Origin of the sequence: Methylobacterium mesophilicum (genome assembly GCF_022179445.1) — a bacterium.
Taxonomy (GTDB): domain Bacteria; phylum Pseudomonadota; class Alphaproteobacteria; order Rhizobiales; family Beijerinckiaceae; genus Methylobacterium; species Methylobacterium mesophilicum.
Genome location: NZ_BPQU01000044.1, coordinates 1 through 19,056, shown reverse-complemented (window position 1 = coordinate 19,056; position 19,056 = coordinate 1). Strand labels below are relative to the sequence as shown.

Genomic DNA, 19,056 nt, shown 5'->3' with positions numbered 1-19,056 from the left:
GTCCGATTCTGTCTCGTACGGACCGCCCTCGCTGACGACGGCCGCGACGCGCTCCCTCCCCCGTGCGGGAGAGGGTCGGGGTGAGGGGCGCGGCGCTTACGGCGCGGACGCACCCGTCACGCTGTTCCGCTCCTGGGCGGGGGGCGGATCCCGCGGCCGATCAGCAGCGGTTTCCGCCGGCGGTCTGGCCGTACTGCTTGACGGGACGCGTCTGCTGGTTGGCGTTGCCCTCGGCCGCCGAGCTCATCGGGCAGCCCTCGTAGTAGGGGTTGTCGTGGACGCCAAGGCCGAGCGAATGGGTGGCTTCGACGTCGTAGGGCGCGAAGCCGGTCCAGCGGGCGCCGTTGTCGGCCATGGCAGACGAGATCGGGGCAACGCCAAGGACAAGGGCGGCCACGGCGGCGGCGATACGGGTCTTCATAGATATACTCACGCTCTTACAAGTACGGTTCGATTGGTCGAACCCGTTTCCTCTTGCTTGAGACAGATATGGGGACGCCAATCCCATCGTGACGTGCCGGCGCGCACGCACCGGCGGGGATTAAAAATTGGCGGCGCCTTCTCGCGACTTCGCGCGTATTGGGCCGCCATTTTGCAACTTTTGATAATGAAGTTGGCTGCGCGCGCGCCGGAACGCCGGCCTCAGGCTGGCATGGCGGGCTGGATGAGGGCGCGCCCGTGCAATGCGGAGCGGCATCATGCCGACGCGGCCGACCATCATTCCGGGTCTTCGATCCGAAGCCCGGAACGAGGACGCGCCTTATCCCTCGGTCGTCACAACGCAGTGACGGTCAGAGAACCTTCGCCCGCACCGTGGTGACGACGATCTCGGCCACGATCACCACCGCGAAGATCGCGGCCAGCACCACGGCGACCTGATCCCAGTAGAGCAGGTTCAGGGCCGTATCGAGCGCGACCCCGATGCCGCCTGCCCCGACGAGGCCGAGCACGGCGGATTCGCGGATGTTGATGTCCCAGCGGAACAGCGCGATCGACCAGAAGGCCGGCTTCACCTGCGGCCAGTAGCCCATCAGCAGCGTGGCCCGCCGCCCCGCGCCCGCGGCCTGCAGGGCCTCGATCGAGCCGCGGTTCGATTCCTCCAGCGCCTCGGCCAGGAGCTTGCCGGTGAAGCCCACCGAGCGCAGGGCGATCGCCAGCGTGCCGGCGAGCGGCCCCGGGCCGAACACCGCCACGAACAGCAGCGCCCAGACCAGGGAATTCACCGACCGGGAGGTCACGAACACGAACTTGGCGAACAGGTTCAGGGGCAGGCTGGGGGTGATGTTGCGGGCGGCGAGCAGCCCGATCGGCACCGCGATCACGATGGCGATCAGCGTGCCGAGCGTCGCGATGTGCAGGGTCTCCACCAGCGCGCGGAGCGTCGGCCCGATATAGCCGGCATCCATCGGCCACATCCGGCCGAACAGGTCGGCCATCTGCTCGGGGGCGTCGTAGAGGAATTCCGGGATCACCTCGATCGTGCGCAGGCTCGCCACGAAGGCGGCCACCGCGAACAGCGTGAAGGCGAGGCGCGCCAGCCGCTTCCACGGCGAGAAGCGCTGCCAGCGCCGCGGCGGGGCCGCGAGGGCGGCTCCGGCGCTCACTGGAACACCTTCCGGGCCCAGCCCGAGACGATCTCGGCCACCATGATCAGCGCCACGATGACGATCAGGATCGCCAGCACCACGTCGTAGTCGAAGCGCTGGTAGGCGGTGAACAGGGTCGCCCCGATGCCGCCGCCGCCGACGATCCCGACCATGGTCGAGTTCCGCAGGTTGGAATCAAGCTGGTAGGTCGCGAAGCCGATGAAGCGCGGCAGCACCTGCGGCTGCACGCCCATGATCAGCGTCGACAGGAAGCCGGCGCCGGTCGCCCGCACCGCCTCGACCTGCTTCAGGGAGATCTCCTCGATCGCCTCGGCGAACAGCTTGGCGATGAAGCCGACGGACGCGACGATCAGCGCCATCACGCCGGCCAGCGCCCCGAAGCCGATCGCCTTCACGAACAGGATCGCCACGATGATCGGGTGGAACGACCGGCACAGGGCGATCAGCGCCCGGGTCGGCCACGTCACCCAGGCCGGCATCAGGTTGCGGGCGGCCAGGAAGCCGATCGGCAGGGCGATCACGATCCCGATCACCGTGGCGATCACGGCGATCTGCACGCTCTCGACGATGCCGGACTGGATCAGCTCCCACCGGGAGAAGTTCGGCGGGAACATCCGGGCCAGGAACTGCCGGCCGTGGGTGAGCCCGGTGGCGAAGCGCTCGGGGGCGAAGCCGAGCTGGCTGGCGGCGTAGACCGCGTAGAGCGCGAGCAGCAGCCAGCCGGCCCGGGCGGTCCAGTTGGGGCGGAAGGCACGTTTTTGCGGGATGGCCACGCCTGGGACAGGTGCGGTCATCGGATAGACCGGACCATGACACGCGCCCTCCCTCCCCCCTCTGCGGGGGAGGGTGGCCCCTGCGTCAGCAGGGGTCGGGAGAGGGGCAGCGCGACGATGCAGAATGTGTCCGACGTCGCGACCTTTCCGGATAGGGCGCTCCCCTCTCCCCCCCTGCTGCGCAGGGTACCCTCCCCCGCAGAGGGGGGAGGGAGGGCCCGCGAGCCAGAAAGTCGTGTCCGAGGACAGCTCAAATCCGACATGGCGCTCATTCGAGCCAGTTCTCGCCGCCGTAGATGCCGCGCAAATCGCGCTCGCTCAGGCGGTCGGGCGGACCGTCATAGACGACGTGCCCGCCCGACATGCCGACGATCCGCGTGGCGAAGCGCTGGGCCAGCGCCACGTTGTGGATGTTGACCACCACCGGCACCCCGCGCTCGGCCGCGAGCCGGGACAGGATCTCCATGATCTCCACCGAGCTCTTGGGGTCGAGCGACGAGGTCGGCTCGTCGGCCAGCACGATCTCGGGCTCCTGCATGATCGCCCGGGCGATGCCGACCCGCTGGCGCTGGCCGCCCGACAGGGCGTCGGCCCGGCGGGTGGCGAAGCCGGCGAGCCCGACGGACTCGAGGAGGTCGAAGGCGCGCTGGATATCGGCCTCGGGGAACCGGCGCAGCCACGCCCGCCAGACCGGCACGTAGCCGAGGCGCCCGCACAGCAGGTTCTCCATCACGGAGAGACGCTCGACCAGGTTGTATTCCTGGAACACCATGCCGATCCGCCGCCGCGCCCGGCGCAGGGGGCGGCCGGACAGCTTGGCCAGATCCTCGCCGCGGAACAGGATCTCGCCCGCGGTGGGCTGCACCAATCGGTTGATGCACCGGATCAGCGTGCTCTTGCCGGTGCCGGACGGACCGATGATCGCGGTGAGGCCGGTGCCCGGCACCACGAGGTCGATGCCCCGCAGGACCGGCTGCCCGGCCCGGTATTCCTTGACGAGCCCGCGGATCACCAGGGCGCGCGGATCCTCCGCCCGCACCTCGGTCCCGGGCGCGCGCAGCGCAGCGGACGCGGTCACGGCTTGCGTCACGGCTTGGCTTGGCCTTCGGCCTTCTTGCGCGCGGCCTCGGCCTCGCGGGCGGCCTCGCGCTCGTAGGCCGCCTTGTTGTAGGGCGTGCCCGACTCCTCCGCGACCTTGCGCACGATGGCCCAGTCCTTGAGGTAGGTGATCGGCGCGAACCGGTCGTCGCCCTCGAAATCCTTCACCATGTCGGGCGGGAAGCGGAAGTCGTAGAAGCACTGCTTCAGCTTCTCGGCGAGTTCCGGCTTGAGATCGTGCGCGTAGGCGAAGCCGGAACTCGGAAACTTCTCGCTGGTGTAGATGATCCGATAGTCGTCGCCCTTGATCGTGCCGCGGGCGACCATCCGGTTGAACACGTCGGAGGCCACGGGCGCGGCGTCGTAATCGCCGGTGCCGACGCCGAGCGCCGACTTGTCGTGACCGCCCGAGTAGACGATCTTGTAGTCCTCGCCGGGCTTGAGGCCCTGCTCGGGGAACAGCGCCTTCGGGGCGAGGTTTCCGGAATTCGACGACGGGGCGGTGTGGGCGACGCGCTTGCCCTTGAGGTCGGCGAGCGTCTTGTACGGGCTGCTCGCCTTCACGACGACGATCAGGTTGTAGCCCTCGGCCCCCTTCTCGGTCCCCTTGGCGGCGAACGGCACCGCGCCCGCCATGTTCACGGCAAAGCCCAGCGGCCCGGTGGAGAAGCCCGCCACCGTGAGCCGCCCCGAGCGCATCGCCTCGATCTCGGCCGAGTTCGACTGGACCGGATAGTAGACGACCCGCTTGCCGGTGCATTGCGACAGGTGGGCGGTGAACGGCTTGAACGCGTTCTCGTAGACCGCCGGGTCTTCCACCGGCGTGTAGGCGAACACGATGACGCTCGGATCGCGGGTCTTGGCCGGGATGTCGGCGACGAGGTCCTGGTTCGTGTCGCAATAGGTGTCGTCGAGCTGGCCGCGATTGGCACATTCGGCGGCCCGCGCCGGCGACAGCGAGCCGAATCCGCAGAGCAGCGCCAAGGCTGCGCCGTACCGAGCGAGTGTCACGCGTCTCTCTCCCTGCGGGGCGGTGCCGTGCGGCCCGCGCCGTCCCGTCGTCACCCGGTTGGGGCGACGCTTCCCTTGCCCAACTTGTAGGTGGCGGGCTTCGGATTAGGCAAGGCGGGATGCGCGTGGGGGGTGAAGGAAAGCCGGCTTATGACAGGGTTGACGGGCGGCGTTTTGGTGGAAGACGCCGATCCGCTCGACAAGACATTGCAGAGTCACGCATGACCCGGTGCGGGTGGATTCTGACTGCGGAAGTGACAGGTTTTTCGCGCATCGGCTCGTGAAGGGCGCGCGTTGCGCCCTCCCCTTGCGGGCTACGACGTTCACACATCTGCAACGGACACCGCCGCTCGCGACGGAGCGCGACCGGCCCCCTCTCCCGTGCGGGAGAGGGTTGGGGTGAGGAATGCGACCTCTCCGGAAAGTCCTGATCCCTCACCCGGCTCTCTGCGAGAGCAGACCTCTCCCGCACGGGAGAGGGGACCCGCGCTCCATCCTGCGCCCGTCCTACCGACACCGATGCGTGGATCCGGTAGCCTCTGCGGGGGAGGGAGAGCCGCGGTGTCTCCCGTGCCTTCTGCCGACCTCGATGTTAAATCCGCCAGTTGGCGCGGAAGAGGAGACCCGCGCTTCATCCGCGAATTCGAGACCGCGGAGACATTTGGCTGGAAGCGCAGCGGCGATCCTGTTGGGCGTGAAAAGCCTGGTCCCTCAGGGCACCACGCGGCCGACGGCCGTCTGCGGCGGGCTGAACGAGGCGATCGGGAGGTCGCAGAAGCAGCGGACGCCGAGGGGGCGCGGACCCGGGAGCGGGCACGCGAACGGCTTCGGCCCGGTGAGACCCTGTTGGATGGCATCGCAATTGTAGCCGACCGGCTGGCGCTCGCGGCGGCGCGGCGCCGGGCGATAGCCGCCCTCGTCGGCCGGATCGTCGTAACCCGGCGGCGGCGCACCATAGCCACCGCCATACTGCGCCAGGGCAGCTGAGCCCGGAAGCGTGGCGGCGAGCGCCAGGGCGGCGAGGGTCAACCGGAACGGGGCCCGCAGCCCGGATCGGCCGTGTGAGGTGAGGCGCATCCGTGATCCTTTCGCGCGACGCAGGCGCATCGCCCCTGCTCCGGCGGCTCTCGATGGCAATACCGGCGAAAACGAGACGGCCCGCCTCCGGAAACCGGAAGCGGGCCGCAGATGCAGTCCAATCCGTAGACGGCGTCAGTGCGTCGAGCGGTCGGCGGCGTCCTGAGCGTTCTGGGTGGTCTGCCGGACGGCATCCTGACCCTGCTCCATGGCCTTGCGGGTCTCTTCGGCGCTCTGCTGCATCGCCGTCTTGGCCCGCTCGGCGCCCTGCTGCATCGCACTCTGGGCGATGCCGCTGAACTCCTTGGCCTGCGCCTGGATGGCGGCGAACTGGCTGCGCACGAACTCGGCCTGATGCTGCATGGCCTCCTGCACGTCGCGCGAGCGGACCAGCTTCTGCGCCAGGTCGAACGCGGCGTTCACGTTCTGCTCGGCATATTCGAAACCGCGGGACGAGACGTCCGACGCGTTGGTGCGGGCGACCTCGGCCGAACCCTGGACGGTGTCGGCGGTGCGGCGGGCCGCGCCGATGAAGCTGTCGAACGCCTTGCGGGCCTGCTCGACGCTCTTCTCGGCGAAGTCGCGCATCTCGGTCGGGACTTCGTAATTCGGGGGGGTGCTCATGATCGTCTCCTCTCAATTCGGCTGTTGATGGCGCCTTGTGCACTGCACAATAACTGATTCGCCGCCATATGCCACCTGCGCCGTCATCATTAAGGTTGACATGACGTAAACGTGTGACGCCCGGCGCAAGAGTCCAGCGTCGCAACGCAGGGCGCTTTACAATAGGGGTACGGTTGCGCGTGTTTCTCGGGCAAAGCGGGCCGGGGGACGAGGGATCGGGCGTGGGTTCGGGGTCGCGGGTTTTGCAGACGACACAGACATCGACCGCCGGGGCAGCCGAGGCCGACCTCGCCGCCGCCTTCGCGGCCTGGGCGGGCCTGCCCGGCCTGGCGGCCGCGCTGGACGACCGGGACGGCCTCCATTTCGTGATCGACCCCGCCGACGGGCGGATTTTGCTCGCCTCCCCGGCGGGACAGGCCCTCTGCGCGGCACTCGGCCAGGCCGATCGCGCGACGCTGGCCCGTCAGGTCGCCCGGGCCAACCCGCAGGACACCGCGCCCCGGCTCGCGCGCCTCGCCCTCGACGCGAGGCGGATCGCCCCGCCTGCGCTCTGCCAGGTCGTCCGCGGGACCCGCGACGACGGCCGGCCGGTCTTCCTGGTGATTCCGACGGCCCCGGTGAAGCTGCCGCGCCCGCGGCCCGCCACCCCGGCGGTGCAGCAGCCGGAGGCACCCGCGAGCGAGCCGCCGCCGGCCGCCGTCCCGGTCGAGACGTTGGCCCTGAAGACGGGCGACCGCTTCCTGTGGCGCAGCGACGCCTCCGGGGCGCTCACGACGCTGACCGGGTCCGAGGGCCTCACCGGCCTCATCGGCCAGCGCTGGCAGGATCTCGCCGGGAACGGCCGGATCACCGGCGCCGACGGGATGTTCGCGGCGCTGGGCGAGCGCATGACCTTCCGCGCCGAGCCGGCCTGCCTGGATCTCGGCGACGGCCCGTTCCAGGTCGAGCTGTCCGGCGCACCGCTGGGGCGGGGGGACGCGGCGTTCTCCGGCTTCGGCGGGTTCGGGCTGGTGCGCAGCGTGCCGGCAGCGCGCGTTGCGAACACGGCGTCGGCCCCGATCGCACCGGCCGCGACGCCCGAAGAACCACTGGCGCCCGATGCCTCCGCCCTGTCAGTGCCGGCGCCCACCGCGCCGGAGCCCGCGAGCGCCGAACCGGCGGCAGCCGTGGCTGTCCCGCCCGCCGATTGCGCCGCCCCGATCCCGGCCGAGCCGGAGCCCACGATCGCCAGCGACGAGCGGCAGCCGGAGGCGCCTGCGGTCCCGAACGATGCGCCGGCCGCCGCAGCCCCCTTCGAGCCGCCCGCCCCTGCCGCGACCGTCGAACCGCCGCCGCTCTCGACCGACGAACACGCCGCCTTCCGGGAGATCGCGCGGGCGCTCGGAGCCCGTTATGCCGGCGACGACGCGGAGACCGAGAGCCCGGCGCCCCGGGGCGGCGCGGTCATGCCGTTCCCCGGCCCGAATACCGGCCCGAATACCGCCCCCCTCGCCGGCCCCCTCGCCGGCGGCCCGGAGGCCCGCGATTCCGCGGCCTCGCGCGATCCCGATTTCCTGGCCGGGCTGCCCCTGCCGACGCTGGTGCATCGCGATGGCGCGATCCTGGCGGCGAATCAGGCCGCCCTGGCGCTGACCGGCTACGCCGACGTCCCGGCGCTGACGAAGGCCGGCCTCGAGCACCTGTTCCGCGGGGTGCCCCAGCCGGACGGCCCCGAGCCGGCCGCGCGGCGCACGGCCGTCGCGGCGGCCGACGGCAGCACCCGGCCGGTGGAAGCGATGGGCGGCCCCTGCACCTGGGAAGGCCGGCCGGCGACCTGCCTGGTCCTGCGCCCCCTCGACGAGGCGGACCCGGCGGGCGCGCTCACGGCCGAGCGCCTCGCGCGCGCGGCGCAGGCCGAACGCACCGCCGCCGCGGAAGCCGCCCTCGACGCGCTGGAGGCGGGGGTGCTGACCCTCGACGGTGCCGGCCGGATCGTGGCGCTGAACCGGGCGGCCGCCGAGCTGTTCGGGTGCGATCCCCGCGAGATCGTGGGCGGCAGCTTCGTCGCGCTGTTCGATCGGGCGAGCGTGCTGGCCGTGGCCGACGCCCTGCGGGGTGCGGCCGGGAGCCCGGGCCCGGTCTCGGTGGCCGGACGGGCCCTGACGCTCGGCGTCTCGCCCGCCCGGGACGACGGGCGCCGGGTCGCCGTCCTGAACGCCGCGCCGCCCCTTGCCGTCCAGGTTGAGCCGAGCGCCGACGTGCCTCCGGGCCCGACCGCGGCCTCCGGCGGCGGCCTCGACTCGGCGCTGGCGCGCCTGGACCGGGCCTTCCGGGGCCCGTTGACCGGCATGATCGAGCTGGCCGACGCGATGCTGAAAGAGCCGTTCGGCCCCCTCGGGGACGTGCGCTATCGCGGCTGCCTCGGCCAGATCAGGACATCGGGCGAGCTGATGCTGGAGCGCGTCGGCGAACTTTTGGACCTCGCCACCGTCGAGGCCGGCGCCCTGCGGCTCGATCCGCGCCGCATCGCGCTGAACGACGTGGTGGCCGGCTGCGTCGCGCGGCTCCAGAGCGAGGCGGCCCGCGGCCGGATCGTGGTGCGCACCAGCTTCTCCACCGACCTCGACGACCTGGAGGCCGACGAGCACTCGGTCAGCCGGGCGGCCTGCCTCGTGATCGAGCACGCGATCCGGCGTTCGGTCGCGGGCGGACAGGTCATCGTCTCCACCGGCTCGACCGAGAGCGCGGCGATCGCCCTGCGGGTGCGGGATACCGGCGCCGGGGCGACGGTGCCCGCCGCCGGATCTGTGGGCGATGTCGAGGACGGCCTCGCCCTGCCTCGCGCCCTGGTCGAGGCCAATGGCGGCCGTCTCAAGCTCTCGGCGCGTCCGGAGGACGGCACGCTGGTGGAGATCATCATGCCGACGCGGCGGGCGGCGAACGGCTGAGATCGCCCCCCGGCGCACGCACCTGACCGATTCCGCGAAGTATTCGGAAACACCCGGCCGCGGCTGACGTGCATGCCGCCAAGCTCCGCTTGACAGCGCATCGGCCGGCCTTCACTCAAGCCTTACATTGCGCCCAACTTATTTCCGCGTCTCGGTGGCGGGGAAAGCGGGTTGGCGACGATACCGACATCGCACGATGTAGGCTACGTTACTTTGGAAGTCCTGGCTGCGCGGCCGACGCCGCGATACGATCGGGCACCAAACAGGGATGGAACGCCATGGAAGGCAAGGTCGTCGAGGTGCAGGCTGCGTGGCGTGAGGGTGCTCACGTCGACGACGCCCGATATCGCGCGCTGTACGAGGCGTCGGTCGCCGATCCGGACGCCTTCTGGGGCGAGCACGGCAAGCGCATCGATTGGATGACGCCCTTCACCAAGGTGAAGGACACGAGCTTCGAGCCCGGCAAGATCTCGATCAAGTGGTTCGAGGACGGCAAGACCAACGTCGCCTACAATTGCATCGACCGGCACCTGGAGACCCGCGGCGACCAGACCGCGATCATCTGGGAAGGCGACAACCCGGACGAGTCCAAGCACATCACCTACCGGGAGCTGCACGCGCAGGTCTGCCGGATGGCCAACGTCCTGCGCAACCGCGGCGTCGGCAAGGGCGACCGCGTCACCCTCTACATGCCGATGATCCCCGAGGCCGCCTACGCGATGCTGGCCTGCGCGCGGCTCGGCGCGATCCACGCCATCGTGTTCGGCGGATTCTCGCCGGATTCGCTCGCCTCGCGCATCCAGGGCTGCACCTCCAAGGTGGTGATCACCGCCGACGAGGGCCTGCGCGGCGGCCGCAAGGTGCCGCTGAAGGCCAATGTCGACGAGGCGATCAAGCGGATCGGCACCGATCTGGTCGAGCACGTAATCGTCGTGCGCCGCACCGGCGGCGACGTCGCCATGGAAGCGGGCCGCGACGTCTACTACGACGAGGCCGCCGAGCAGGTGACCGACCATTGCCCGGCCGAGCCTGTGGAGGCCGAGCACCCGCTGTTCATCCTCTACACGTCGGGCTCGACCGGCCAGCCGAAGGGCGTGGTGCACACCACCGGCGGCTACCTGGTCTACGCCTCGATGACCCACCAATACGTCTTCGATTACCGCGAGGGCGACGTGTACTGGTGCACCGCCGATGTCGGCTGGGTCACCGGCCACAGCTACATCGTGTACGGGCCGCTGGCCAACGGCGCGACCACGCTGATGTTCGAGGGCATCCCGACCTACCCGTCGACTTCCCGGTTCTGGGAGGTGGTCGACAAGCACAAGGTCAACATCTTCTACACCGCGCCGACCGCGATCCGCTCGCTGATGGGCGGCGGCGAAGGTCCGGTGAGGAAGACCTCGCGGGCCTCGCTGCGGGTACTCGGCTCGGTCGGCGAGCCGATCAACCCGGAAGCCTGGGAGTGGTACTACACTGTCGTCGGCGATCGGCGCTGCTCCATCGTCGACACGTGGTGGCAGACCGAGACCGGGGGCATCCTGATCACCCCGCTTCCGGGCGCCACGGCCCTGAAGCCGGGCTCGGCGACCCGGCCGTTCTTCGGCGTGAAGCCCGAGATGGTCGATGCCGAGGGCAAGGTCCTGCAGGGTCCCTGCGAGGGCAACCTCTGCATCGCGGATTCCTGGCCCGGCCAGATGCGCACGGTCTACGGCGACCATGAGCGGTTCGAGCAGACCTACTTCTCGACCTATCCGGGCAAGTACTTCACCGGCGACGGCGCCCGCCGGGACGCGGACGGCTATTACTGGATCACCGGCCGGGTCGACGACGTGATCAACGTCTCCGGCCACCGGATGGGCACCGCGGAGGTCGAATCCTCGCTGGTCGCCCACCCGAAGGTCGCCGAGGCCGCGGTTGTCGGCTACCCGCACAACGTCAAGGGCCAGGGCATCTACGCCTACGTCACCCTCAACGACGGCGAGGAAGGCGACGACGCCCTGCGCAAGGAGCTGGTGACCTGGGTCCGCAAGGATATCGGGCCGATCGCCTCGCCGGACCTGATCCAGTTCGCCCCCGGCCTGCCCAAGACGCGCTCCGGCAAGATCATGCGCCGGATCCTGCGCAAGATCGCCGAGGACGATTTCGGCTCGCTGGGCGACACCTCGACGCTGGCCGAACCCGCCGTCGTCGAGGACCTGATCGAGAACCGGCAGAACCGGCCCTGATCGGCCGGACCGCGCGAAACCGACGAGGCGGGTGCCGGTCCGGCGCCCGCCCCCAACAAGAATCACGAACCTTGGTCTCAAGAGGAACCGGAGGGCCGAAGCGCCCTCGCGGGAGGAATACGCCATGAGCGGCTCGACACTCGGCCTACGCGGGGGCACGGCGCCCCCACCATCCCGCAACGCCGCCGCGGCGGTCGATCCGCAGATCGACCGGATCGTCCGGACCCCGGAATTCAAGCAGCTCGTCGCGGAGCGCACCCGGTTCGGCTGGATCCTGACGATCCTGATGCTGGTGGTCTATTTCGGCTTCATCGGCCTGATCGCCTTCGACAAGTCGCTGCTCGCCGTGAAGGTCGGCGGCGGCACCGCCTCGCTCGGGCTGTTCATGGGCGTGTTCGTGATCCTGTTCGCCTTCGCGCTCACCGGCATCTACGTGGCCCGGGCCAACACGCGCTTCGACGCGCTGAGCGACGCCCTGAAGCGGAAAGTCGGCCGATGAACCGCATCCTCCTCGGCCTGACGCTGGCCACGATCACGGCCTGCGCGGCCTACGCGGCCGGGCCCGACCTCGGCGCCGTCACGCAGTCGGCCACGAACTGGCCGGCCATCGGCATGTTCCTGTTCTTCGTCGTGCTGACGCTGGGCATCACCTACAAGGCCGCCAAGGGCACCAAGTCGGCCGCCGACTTCTACGCCGCGGGCGGCGGCATCTCGGCCGGCACCAACGCCCTGGCCATCGCGGGCGACTACATGTCGGCCGCCTCGTTCCTGGGCATCTCGGGCCTGGTCTACACCTCGGGCTTCGACGGGCTGATCTACTCCACCGGCTTCCTGGTCGGCTGGCCGATCGTGCTGTTCCTGATCGCCGAGCGCCTGCGCAACCTCGGCAAGTTCACCTTCGCCGACGTGGCGAGCTTCCGCCTGGACCAGACCGCGATCCGCATCATCTCGGCGGTGGGCACCCTGGTGGTGGTGGCGTTCTACCTGATCGCCCAGATGGTCGGCGCCGGGAAGCTGATCCAGCTGCTGTTCGGCCTGCCCTACCTCTACGCGGTGATCATCGTCGGCGTGCTGATGATCGTCTACGTCGCCTTCGGCGGCATGAAGGCCACCACCTGGGTCCAGGTGATCAAGGCCTGCCTGCTGCTGGGCGGCGCGACCTTCATGGCCGGCGCGGTACTGCTGAAATACGGCTTCAACCCGGAGGCGCTGTTCGCCAGCTCGGTTCAGGTCCACCCGAAGGGCGACGCCATCATGGCGCCCGGCGGCCTGGTCTCGAACCCGATCGAGGCGATCTCGCTCGGCGTGGGCCTGATGTTCGGCACCGCCGGCCTGCCGCACATCCTGATGCGGTTCTTCACGGTCGCGGACGCCCAGGCCGCGCGCAAGTCGGTGTTCTACGCCACCGGCCTGATCGGCTACTTCTACATCCTGACGTTCATCATCGGCTTCGGCGGCATCGCCCTGCTGATGTCGGATCCGAGCTACTTCAAGCTCGGCGCGGCCGGCACCTTCGACAAGCTGAAGGACATGATCGGCGGCACCAACATGGTCGCCGTCAACCTCGCCAACGCGGTCGGCGGCCCGTACTTCCTGGGCTTCATCTCGGCGGTGGCCTTCGCGACCATCCTGGCGGTGGTGGCGGGCCTGACGCTCGCCGGCGCCTCCGCGGTCAGCCACGACCTCTACGCCCAGGTGATCGCCCGCGGGCGCACCACCGAGAAGCACGAGGTCAACCTGTCGAAGCTCTCGGCCGTGGTGATCGGGATCGTGGCGATCTATCTCGGCTACGTGTTCGAGAACCAGAACGTCGCCTTCATGGTCGGGCTGGCCTTCGCGGTGGCGGCGAGCTGCAACTTCCCGGTGCTGGCCATGTCGATCCTGTGGCGCGGCACGACCACCTGGGGCGCGCTCGCGGGCGGCCTGGTCGGGCTGATCTCGGCGGTCGGGATGGTGGTGCTGTCCAAGGCGGTCTGGGTGGTGACGTTCGGCAACGCCGCGCCGATCTTCCCCTACGACAACCCGGCCTTGTTCTCGATGCCGCTGGCCTTCTTCACGATCTGGGCCGTGTCGAGCCTCGACCGGTCCCGCAAGGGCCAGCGCGAGCGCGCCGCCTTCGAGGCGCAGTTCGTGCGCTCCGAGACCGGCATCGGCGCGGTGGGCGCCCACGCCCACTGAGCCCGAGACGCATAGCCAGGACGGGGGGCGCGGCGCGAGCCGCGCCCTTCGTCGTTTCAAGGACGCGGCCGCAGCGGGTCGGCACGATACGCTGGAGACACCGCGGCTCTCCCTCCCCTCTCTGCGGGCTAGCGGATCCACGCATCGGTGTCGGCAGCGCGGGCACAGGAAAAACCACGGGTCCCCTCTCCCGTGCGGGAGAGGGACAGGGTGAGGGAGGCGCGCTTTCCGGAAAGTCCTGGTCCCTCACTCCGACCCTCTCCCGCACGGGAGAGGGAGCCTGGCGCGCTCCGTCGCGAGCGGCGGTGTCCGATGCAGATGCGTGAAGATCGTAGCCTCTGCGGGGGAGGGAGACGCGCGTGCGTCTGGCCGTCAGCCTCATTCAGCAGCGTTGCGTGAACACCGTAGCCCGCCGAGTGAGAGGGAGAGCCGCGTTCTTTGAGGCACCTGACATCCTCGACGCGCCACCATGTTGATGACCCGCGCCACCACCGGATTGCGGATTGACCCAGAGGTTCCTTACGGTCACGCATACGTGATCTGCGCCCCGTGCAGGGCGCGCAGTCCGTAGATTCGCGGCCGACGCCATCGGCCGCACGCGTCGTCTGGGAGGAATCGGGTCATGGCTGGGGCAACTGCGATCCCACGGGCGGGGGACGCCGCGAGGCCGATGAGTTCGGCCGAGAAGCGGGTGATCTTCGCGTCTTCGCTCGGCACCGTGTTCGAGTGGTACGATTTCTACCTGTACGGGTCGCTCGCCGCGATCATCGGCGCCCAGTTCTTCTCGGCCTACCCGCCGGCGACCCGGGACATCTTCGCGTTGCTGGCCTTCGCGGCAGGCTTCATCGTCCGGCCGTTCGGCGCCCTGGTGTTCGGCCGCATCGGCGATCTCGTCGGGCGCAAATACACCTTCCTGGTCACGATCCTGATCATGGGCCTGTCGACCTTCATCGTCGGCATCCTGCCCAACGCCGCCACGATCGGGATCGCGGCGCCGATCATCCTGATCGTCCTGCGCCTGGCCCAGGGCCTCGCGCTCGGCGGCGAGTATGGCGGCGCGGCGACCTACGTGGCCGAGCACGCCCCCAACGGCCGGCGCGGCTTCTACACGAGTTGGATCCAGACCACGGCGACGCTGGGCCTGTTCCTGTCGCTGCTGGTGATCCTGGCGACCCGGAGCCTCACCGGCGAGGCGGCCTTCGCCGAGTGGGGCTGGCGCATCCCGTTCCTGGTCTCGGTCCTGCTGCTCGGCATCTCGGTCTGGATCCGGCTGCAACTGTCCGAATCGCCGGCCTTCCAGAAGATGAAGGACGATGGGAAGACCTCGAAGGCGCCGCTCACCGAAGCGTTCGGCCAGTGGAAGAACGCGAAGTTCGCGATCATCGCCCTGTTCGGCCTCGTCGCCGGCCAGGGGGTGGTCTGGTACACGGGCCAGTTCTACGCGCTGTTCTTCCTGCAATCGATCCTGAAGGTCGACGGCTACACCGCGAACCTGCTGATCGCGTGGTCGCTGCTGCTCGGCACCGGCTTCTTCGTGGTGTTCGGCTGGCTGTCGGACAAGATCGGCCGCAAGGTCATCATCCTGGCGGGCTGCGCCATCGCGGCGGCGACGTTCTTCCCGATCTTCAAGGGCATCACCGCCACGGCCAACCCGAAGCTCGAAGCCGCGATCGAGAACGTGAAGGTCACCGTCACGGCCGACCCGGCCGCCTGCGGGACCTTGTTCAACCCGGTCGGAACACGGGTGTTCACGGCGCCCTGCGACCTCGCCCGGGACTTCCTGTCGAAGGCCTCGGTGAAATACGCCACCGCGCCCGGCGCCCCCGGCCAACCCGCGACGATCCGGGTGAACGACACCGAGATCGCCTATCCGCAGGGCGGCGCGCCGGAGGCCAACAAGGCCGTGACCGCGGCGCTCCAGGCCGCCGGCTACCCGAAGGCGGGCGATGCCGACATCGTCAAGATGGCGAACCCATTCGACATCTTCCGGCCGCAGGTCGCCCAGGTGATCGGCCTGCTGTTCATCCTCGTCGTGTTCGTCACGATGGTCTACGGCCCGATCGCCGCCATGCTGGTGGAGCTGTTCCCGACCCGGATCCGCTACACCTCGATGTCCCTGCCCTACCACATCGGCAACGGCTGGTTCGGCGGCCTGCTGCCGGCCACCGCCTTCGCCATGGTGGCCCAGACCGGGGACATCTATTACGGCCTCTGGTACCCGATCGTCATCGCGGTCGCGACGGTGGTCATCGGGGTGATCTTCGTGCCCGAGACCAAGGATCGGGACATCTTCGCCGATACCTGATCCGACCCACGCCCATTCTCAGGTGACGACACCCGGGCCGCCCACGCGGTCCGGGTGTTTCCGTTTCGAGGCGCGCGCGGCGAACGATGCGCCCCTCCTCGGACCTGCCGGAGCCGCCCGAGCCGCGCAGGACCCGCGACGGACGCGAATCGGCATGCCGCAGCCCGGGCGCGCGGCCCCGAGGAATGATCCAGGTGCGCTCCATCACGCATCCGCTCGGGCCACGGCGGTAATGGCTGGGTTGCCAGCCTATTGGGGATCCTGCGTCAGTGTGAAGCGACGGCCGGCCAAAGATTGACATTGCCGCGAATTCGGACCGGCCAAGGCTATGATTATTGTGCGTGCAATGGTACGGGCGGCGCCGAAGTCAGTCGATGCAATCATATAAGTTGTATGCAGACAACCACTTGTTGCCGATCAAAAATCAATCTTGGCGGAACAAAAGTCGGCCCGATCCCGTCTTTGGATGCGATTTGCGGCGAGATAAGGAAAGCGAACGTGGACGAGACTGTGACGCAAGTTCATCGCAAGGCCGGATTCAGGCCGGCTCTCGTCGCAGTCCTCGGAGTCAACGTAACGATGGTTGCCGTCTGGGCGCTCATCTACAACTACGCCGGCGGCCCGGTCTGGCTATGGTAGAGGCGACTGGCGGTTGCGTTTGTCGTCGTAATACCCGCTGCAATAGGCCCCGAGAAGGTATCCGGATTGGTGCGCGGTGAGATAGCCGAGCACGATCAGCACGTGGAGCAGGTCGAGCCCGGGGCCGAACGCGAACAGCAGAACGGCGCCGACCAGGATCAGGAACGAGGTCGCGATCATGACCAGCATGGTATAGGACCAGCCGAGCAGCAATCCGATCACGAACAGAACTGCAGCGAGTAACATCGCGTCACCTGGCTCAAGGTTGTTCAGCGCACGGCACTGAAACAACGTCCCCGAAAAGGGGGCTCCGAAGCCCAATGCCACGGGCACCGCACACGCGATCCATGAACAGATCGCGCGGTCCGACGACAAAGTTCCGTCGAACCGCAGATTTTTCATGAGGCCCGGGCGCTGAAATATCAAGCCCCGGACGGATCCGATGCAAATCGCGTCAAATGCCGCGTATTTGGCTATGTATTATTCTGTTCCGTAAAATCGATGCTGCAAGACCGCCGTGTCGCCGGTCGAGGCGGCGCCAATAGATCGTTTCGCAAGCTACCGAGGGCGCGTCCGCCGCGTCTCGAGCCTTCGCGGCGGCGCACGTTTCTCCGCAAAGCGTTAACGCCGGACCGGAATCCCCGGGGGCGGCACCGAACGACCGCTCCGTCGCCTGCGCGAAAGCCGCGATCTCTGCCGGATCGGCGCCGTCAGTGGCGGAAGTGGCGGTGGCCGGTGAACACCATGGCCAGGCCCGCCTCGTCGGCGGCCGCGATCACCTCGGCGTCGCGCATGGAGCCGCCCGGCTGGATCACCGCTCTCGCCCCGGCCTCGGCCGCGGCCAGCAGGCCGTCGGCGAACGGGAAGAAGGCGTCAGAGGCCACCACGGATCCCACCGCCAGACTCTCGGCGAGCCCGAGACGCCTGGCGCCCTCGGCGGCCTTCCAGGCGGCGATGCGCGAGGAATCGACCCGGGACATCTGGCCCGCCCCGATCCCCACCGTGGCGCCGCCCTTGGCGTACACGATGGCGTTCGACTTCACGTGCTTGGCGACCCGGTAGGCGAAGCGGAGGTCGGCCAATTCGGCCTCGCTCGGCGCGCGCTTGGTCACGACCGTGAGCGGCATGTCGTCGACCACGACCGCGTCGCGGCCCTGGACCAGCAGCCCGCCGGAGAGGGTGCGCACGGTCTCGCCCGGCGCCCGCGGGTCGGGCAGGCTGCCGGCCAGCAGGAGGCGCAGGTTCTTCTTGGCGGCCACGATCGCGGCGGCCTCCGGGGTCGCGTCCGGGGCGATGATCACCTCGGTGAAGATCTCGACGATCCGGCGGGCGGCCTCCGCGTCGAGCGTCCGGTTCAGCGCGACGATGCCGCCGAAGGCCGAGGTCGGGTCGCAACTCAGCGCCCGCTCGTAGGCTTCGAGCAGGCTCGCCCCCTCGGAGACGCCGCAGGGATTGGCGTGCTTGATGATCGCCACCGCGGCGACACGGGCTGGATCGAACTCGGCGACGCACTCGTAGGCGGCATCGGTGTCGTTGAAGTTGTTGTAGGACAGCTCCTTGCCCTGAAGCTGGCGCGCGGTCGCGACGCCGGCCCGGACCTTCCCGGGCGCCCGGTAGAAGGCGGCCGACTGGTGCGGGTTCTCGCCGTAGCGCAGGCCCTGCGCCAGCGCGCCCCCGAAGGCCCGGAACTGGCCGGGCGTCTCGGTGCCGAACCGGACCGCCATCCAGTTGGCGATGGCGGCGTCGTAGGCGGCGGTGCGGGCGAAGGCCTTCTGGGCCAAATGCCGGCGCAACTCGGACCCGATGGCGCCGCCGGTCTGCTCCAGCGCCGCCAGCACCGCGGGGTAATCCGACACGTCGGTGACGACCGCGACGTCGGCGTGGTTCTTGGCGGCCGCGCGAATCATCGCCGGGCCGCCGACGTCGATGTTCTCGATGCAGTCGGCCTCCGGCTTGTCGGCCGCGATGGTCGCCTCGAACGGGTAGAGGTTCACCACCAGCAGGTCGATCGCGCCGATGCCGTGGGCGGCGAGCGCGGCCTGGTGCTCGGGGTTGTCGCGGATCGCGAGCAGGCCGCCATGCACCGCCGGGTGCAAGGTCTTCACCCGCCCGTCCATCATCTCGGGGAAGCCGGTCAGGTCGGCGACCTCGGTGACCGGCAGGCCGGCCTCCTGGAGGGCGCGATGGGTGCCGCCGGTGGAGACCAGGGCGATGCCGCGGGCATGCAGCGCCCGGGCGAACGCGACGAGGCCGGCCTTGTCCGAGACCGAGAGGAGCGCGCGGGAGACCCGCACCTGATCGTGCGCCATAGCTGCTTGCCGAACCTTGTGATTTCGGCGCGCGGTAGCATGGATCCGGTGCGGGGGGCCAGCAGGCCGCTCACGGGCAGGATGTTCACAAGTCGGCTCGTGCCGAACGCAACGCTCTCCCCCCCTCCTTGTGGCTACGGGCTACACAGGTTTGAGGCGCAGGCGGTATTGCAGACCGCGCCGCGCCCCCTCTCCCGTGCGGGAGAGGGTTGGGGTGAGGGGTGCGCGCTTTCCGGAGAGGTCGCATCCCTCACCCTGTCCCTCTCCCGCACGGGAGAGGGGA

At 69.4% G+C, this 19,056-nt stretch carries 14 protein-coding genes; 5 read left to right on the top strand and 9 right to left on the bottom strand.

The genetic code is table 11. The features are described from left to right. Positions 1 to 160: 160 nt before the first annotated feature. The 7 genes from MFF40_RS25795 to MFF40_RS25765 form a co-directional block, all read right to left on the bottom strand. Positions 161 to 421, bottom strand: a complete 261-nt coding sequence (locus MFF40_RS25795; RefSeq protein WP_147854812.1) for a hypothetical protein — start codon at positions 419 to 421, stop codon at positions 161 to 163. Positions 422 to 791: 370 nt separating this feature from the next. After that, complete coding sequence (phnE, locus tag MFF40_RS25790; RefSeq protein ID WP_147854813.1) at positions 792 to 1,604, bottom strand: phosphonate ABC transporter, permease protein PhnE; 813 nt, start codon at positions 1,602 to 1,604, stop codon at positions 792 to 794. Then, a complete protein-coding gene (phnE, locus tag MFF40_RS25785) occupies positions 1,601 to 2,401 on the bottom strand; it encodes a phosphonate ABC transporter, permease protein PhnE (RefSeq protein WP_147854814.1) in 801 nt (266 codons plus the stop codon). Before phnE (MFF40_RS25785) ends, phnE (MFF40_RS25790) begins: the two co-directional genes overlap by 4 nt. Before the next feature lie 247 nt (positions 2,402 to 2,648). After that, positions 2,649 to 3,458, bottom strand: coding sequence for a phosphonate ABC transporter ATP-binding protein (gene phnC / locus MFF40_RS25780; RefSeq protein ID WP_238262828.1), 810 nt, complete (start codon positions 3,456 to 3,458; stop codon positions 2,649 to 2,651). Positions 3,459 to 3,466: 8 nt separating this feature from the next. Beyond that, positions 3,467 to 4,489 (bottom strand): phosphate/phosphite/phosphonate ABC transporter substrate-binding protein, encoded by a 1,023-nt coding sequence (gene phnD, locus MFF40_RS25775; RefSeq protein WP_147854816.1) that lies wholly within the window; start codon positions 4,487 to 4,489, stop codon positions 3,467 to 3,469. 711 nt (positions 4,490 to 5,200) lie between these two features. Beyond that, entirely contained in the window at positions 5,201 to 5,566 is a 366-nt protein-coding gene (locus tag MFF40_RS25770; RefSeq protein ID WP_147854818.1) for a hypothetical protein, read from the bottom strand. 135 nt (positions 5,567 to 5,701) lie between these two features. After that, entirely contained in the window at positions 5,702 to 6,190 is a 489-nt protein-coding gene (locus MFF40_RS25765) for a phasin (RefSeq protein ID WP_147854819.1), read from the bottom strand. 221 nt (positions 6,191 to 6,411) lie between these two features. On the opposite strand from MFF40_RS25765, the gene MFF40_RS25760 reads away from it, so the two are divergent. From MFF40_RS25760 to MFF40_RS25740, 5 genes are all read left to right on the top strand, one after another. After that, complete coding sequence (locus MFF40_RS25760; RefSeq protein ID WP_238262825.1) at positions 6,412 to 9,117, top strand: PAS domain-containing protein; 2,706 nt, start codon at positions 6,412 to 6,414, stop codon at positions 9,115 to 9,117. A 278-nt stretch (positions 9,118 to 9,395) separates the two neighbouring features. Beyond that, a complete protein-coding gene (gene acs / locus MFF40_RS25755; RefSeq protein WP_147854510.1) occupies positions 9,396 to 11,342 on the top strand; it encodes an acetate--CoA ligase in 1,947 nt (648 codons plus the stop codon). Between the two features lie 124 nt (positions 11,343 to 11,466). After that, positions 11,467 to 11,841 carry a DUF485 domain-containing protein gene (locus tag MFF40_RS25750; protein ID WP_238262823.1) on the top strand — a complete coding sequence of 125 codons (375 nt, stop codon included), beginning with the start codon at positions 11,467 to 11,469 and terminating at the stop codon, positions 11,839 to 11,841. After that, positions 11,838 to 13,520 (top strand): cation acetate symporter, encoded by a 1,683-nt coding sequence (locus tag MFF40_RS25745; RefSeq protein ID WP_147854508.1) that lies wholly within the window; start codon positions 11,838 to 11,840, stop codon positions 13,518 to 13,520. Before MFF40_RS25750 ends, MFF40_RS25745 begins: the two co-directional genes overlap by 4 nt. 622 nt (positions 13,521 to 14,142) lie before the next feature. Next, positions 14,143 to 15,825, top strand: coding sequence for an MFS transporter (locus tag MFF40_RS25740; protein ID WP_378996327.1), 1,683 nt, complete (start codon positions 14,143 to 14,145; stop codon positions 15,823 to 15,825). 630 nt (positions 15,826 to 16,455) lie between these two features. Here MFF40_RS25740 and MFF40_RS25735 read toward each other — a convergent pair. Together MFF40_RS25735 and purH are read right to left on the bottom strand one after the other, a co-directional pair. Beyond that, positions 16,456 to 16,710, bottom strand: a complete 255-nt coding sequence (locus MFF40_RS25735) for a hypothetical protein (protein WP_147854506.1) — start codon at positions 16,708 to 16,710, stop codon at positions 16,456 to 16,458. A gap of 464 nt (positions 16,711 to 17,174) precedes the next feature. After that, positions 17,175 to 18,773, bottom strand: a complete 1,599-nt coding sequence (gene purH, locus MFF40_RS25730) for a bifunctional phosphoribosylaminoimidazolecarboxamide formyltransferase/IMP cyclohydrolase (protein WP_147854505.1) — start codon at positions 18,771 to 18,773, stop codon at positions 17,175 to 17,177. Between the last annotated feature and the right edge of the window lie 283 nt (positions 18,774 to 19,056).

Coding starts and splice junctions, on each gene's coding strand:
- MFF40_RS25795 (WP_147854812.1), bottom strand. CDS start 421: ATGAAGACCCGTATCGCCGCCGCCGTGGCCGCCCTTGTCCTTGGCGTT.
- phnE (WP_147854814.1), bottom strand. CDS start 2,401: ATGACCGCACCTGTCCCAGGCGTGGCCATCCCGCAAAAACGTGCCTTC.
- MFF40_RS25770 (WP_147854818.1), bottom strand. CDS start 5,566: ATGCGCCTCACCTCACACGGCCGATCCGGGCTGCGGGCCCCGTTCCGG.
- MFF40_RS25765 (WP_147854819.1), bottom strand. CDS start 6,190: ATGAGCACCCCCCCGAATTACGAAGTCCCGACCGAGATGCGCGACTTC.
- acs (WP_147854510.1), top strand. CDS start 9,396: ATGGAAGGCAAGGTCGTCGAGGTGCAGGCTGCGTGGCGTGAGGGTGCT.
- MFF40_RS25750 (WP_238262823.1), top strand. CDS start 11,467: ATGAGCGGCTCGACACTCGGCCTACGCGGGGGCACGGCGCCCCCACCA.
- MFF40_RS25745 (WP_147854508.1), top strand. CDS start 11,838: ATGAACCGCATCCTCCTCGGCCTGACGCTGGCCACGATCACGGCCTGC.
- MFF40_RS25740 (WP_378996327.1), top strand. CDS start 14,143: ATGGCTGGGGCAACTGCGATCCCACGGGCGGGGGACGCCGCGAGGCCG.
- MFF40_RS25735 (WP_147854506.1), bottom strand. CDS start 16,710: ATGTTACTCGCTGCAGTTCTGTTCGTGATCGGATTGCTGCTCGGCTGG.
- purH (WP_147854505.1), bottom strand. CDS start 18,773: ATGGCGCACGATCAGGTGCGGGTCTCCCGCGCGCTCCTCTCGGTCTCG.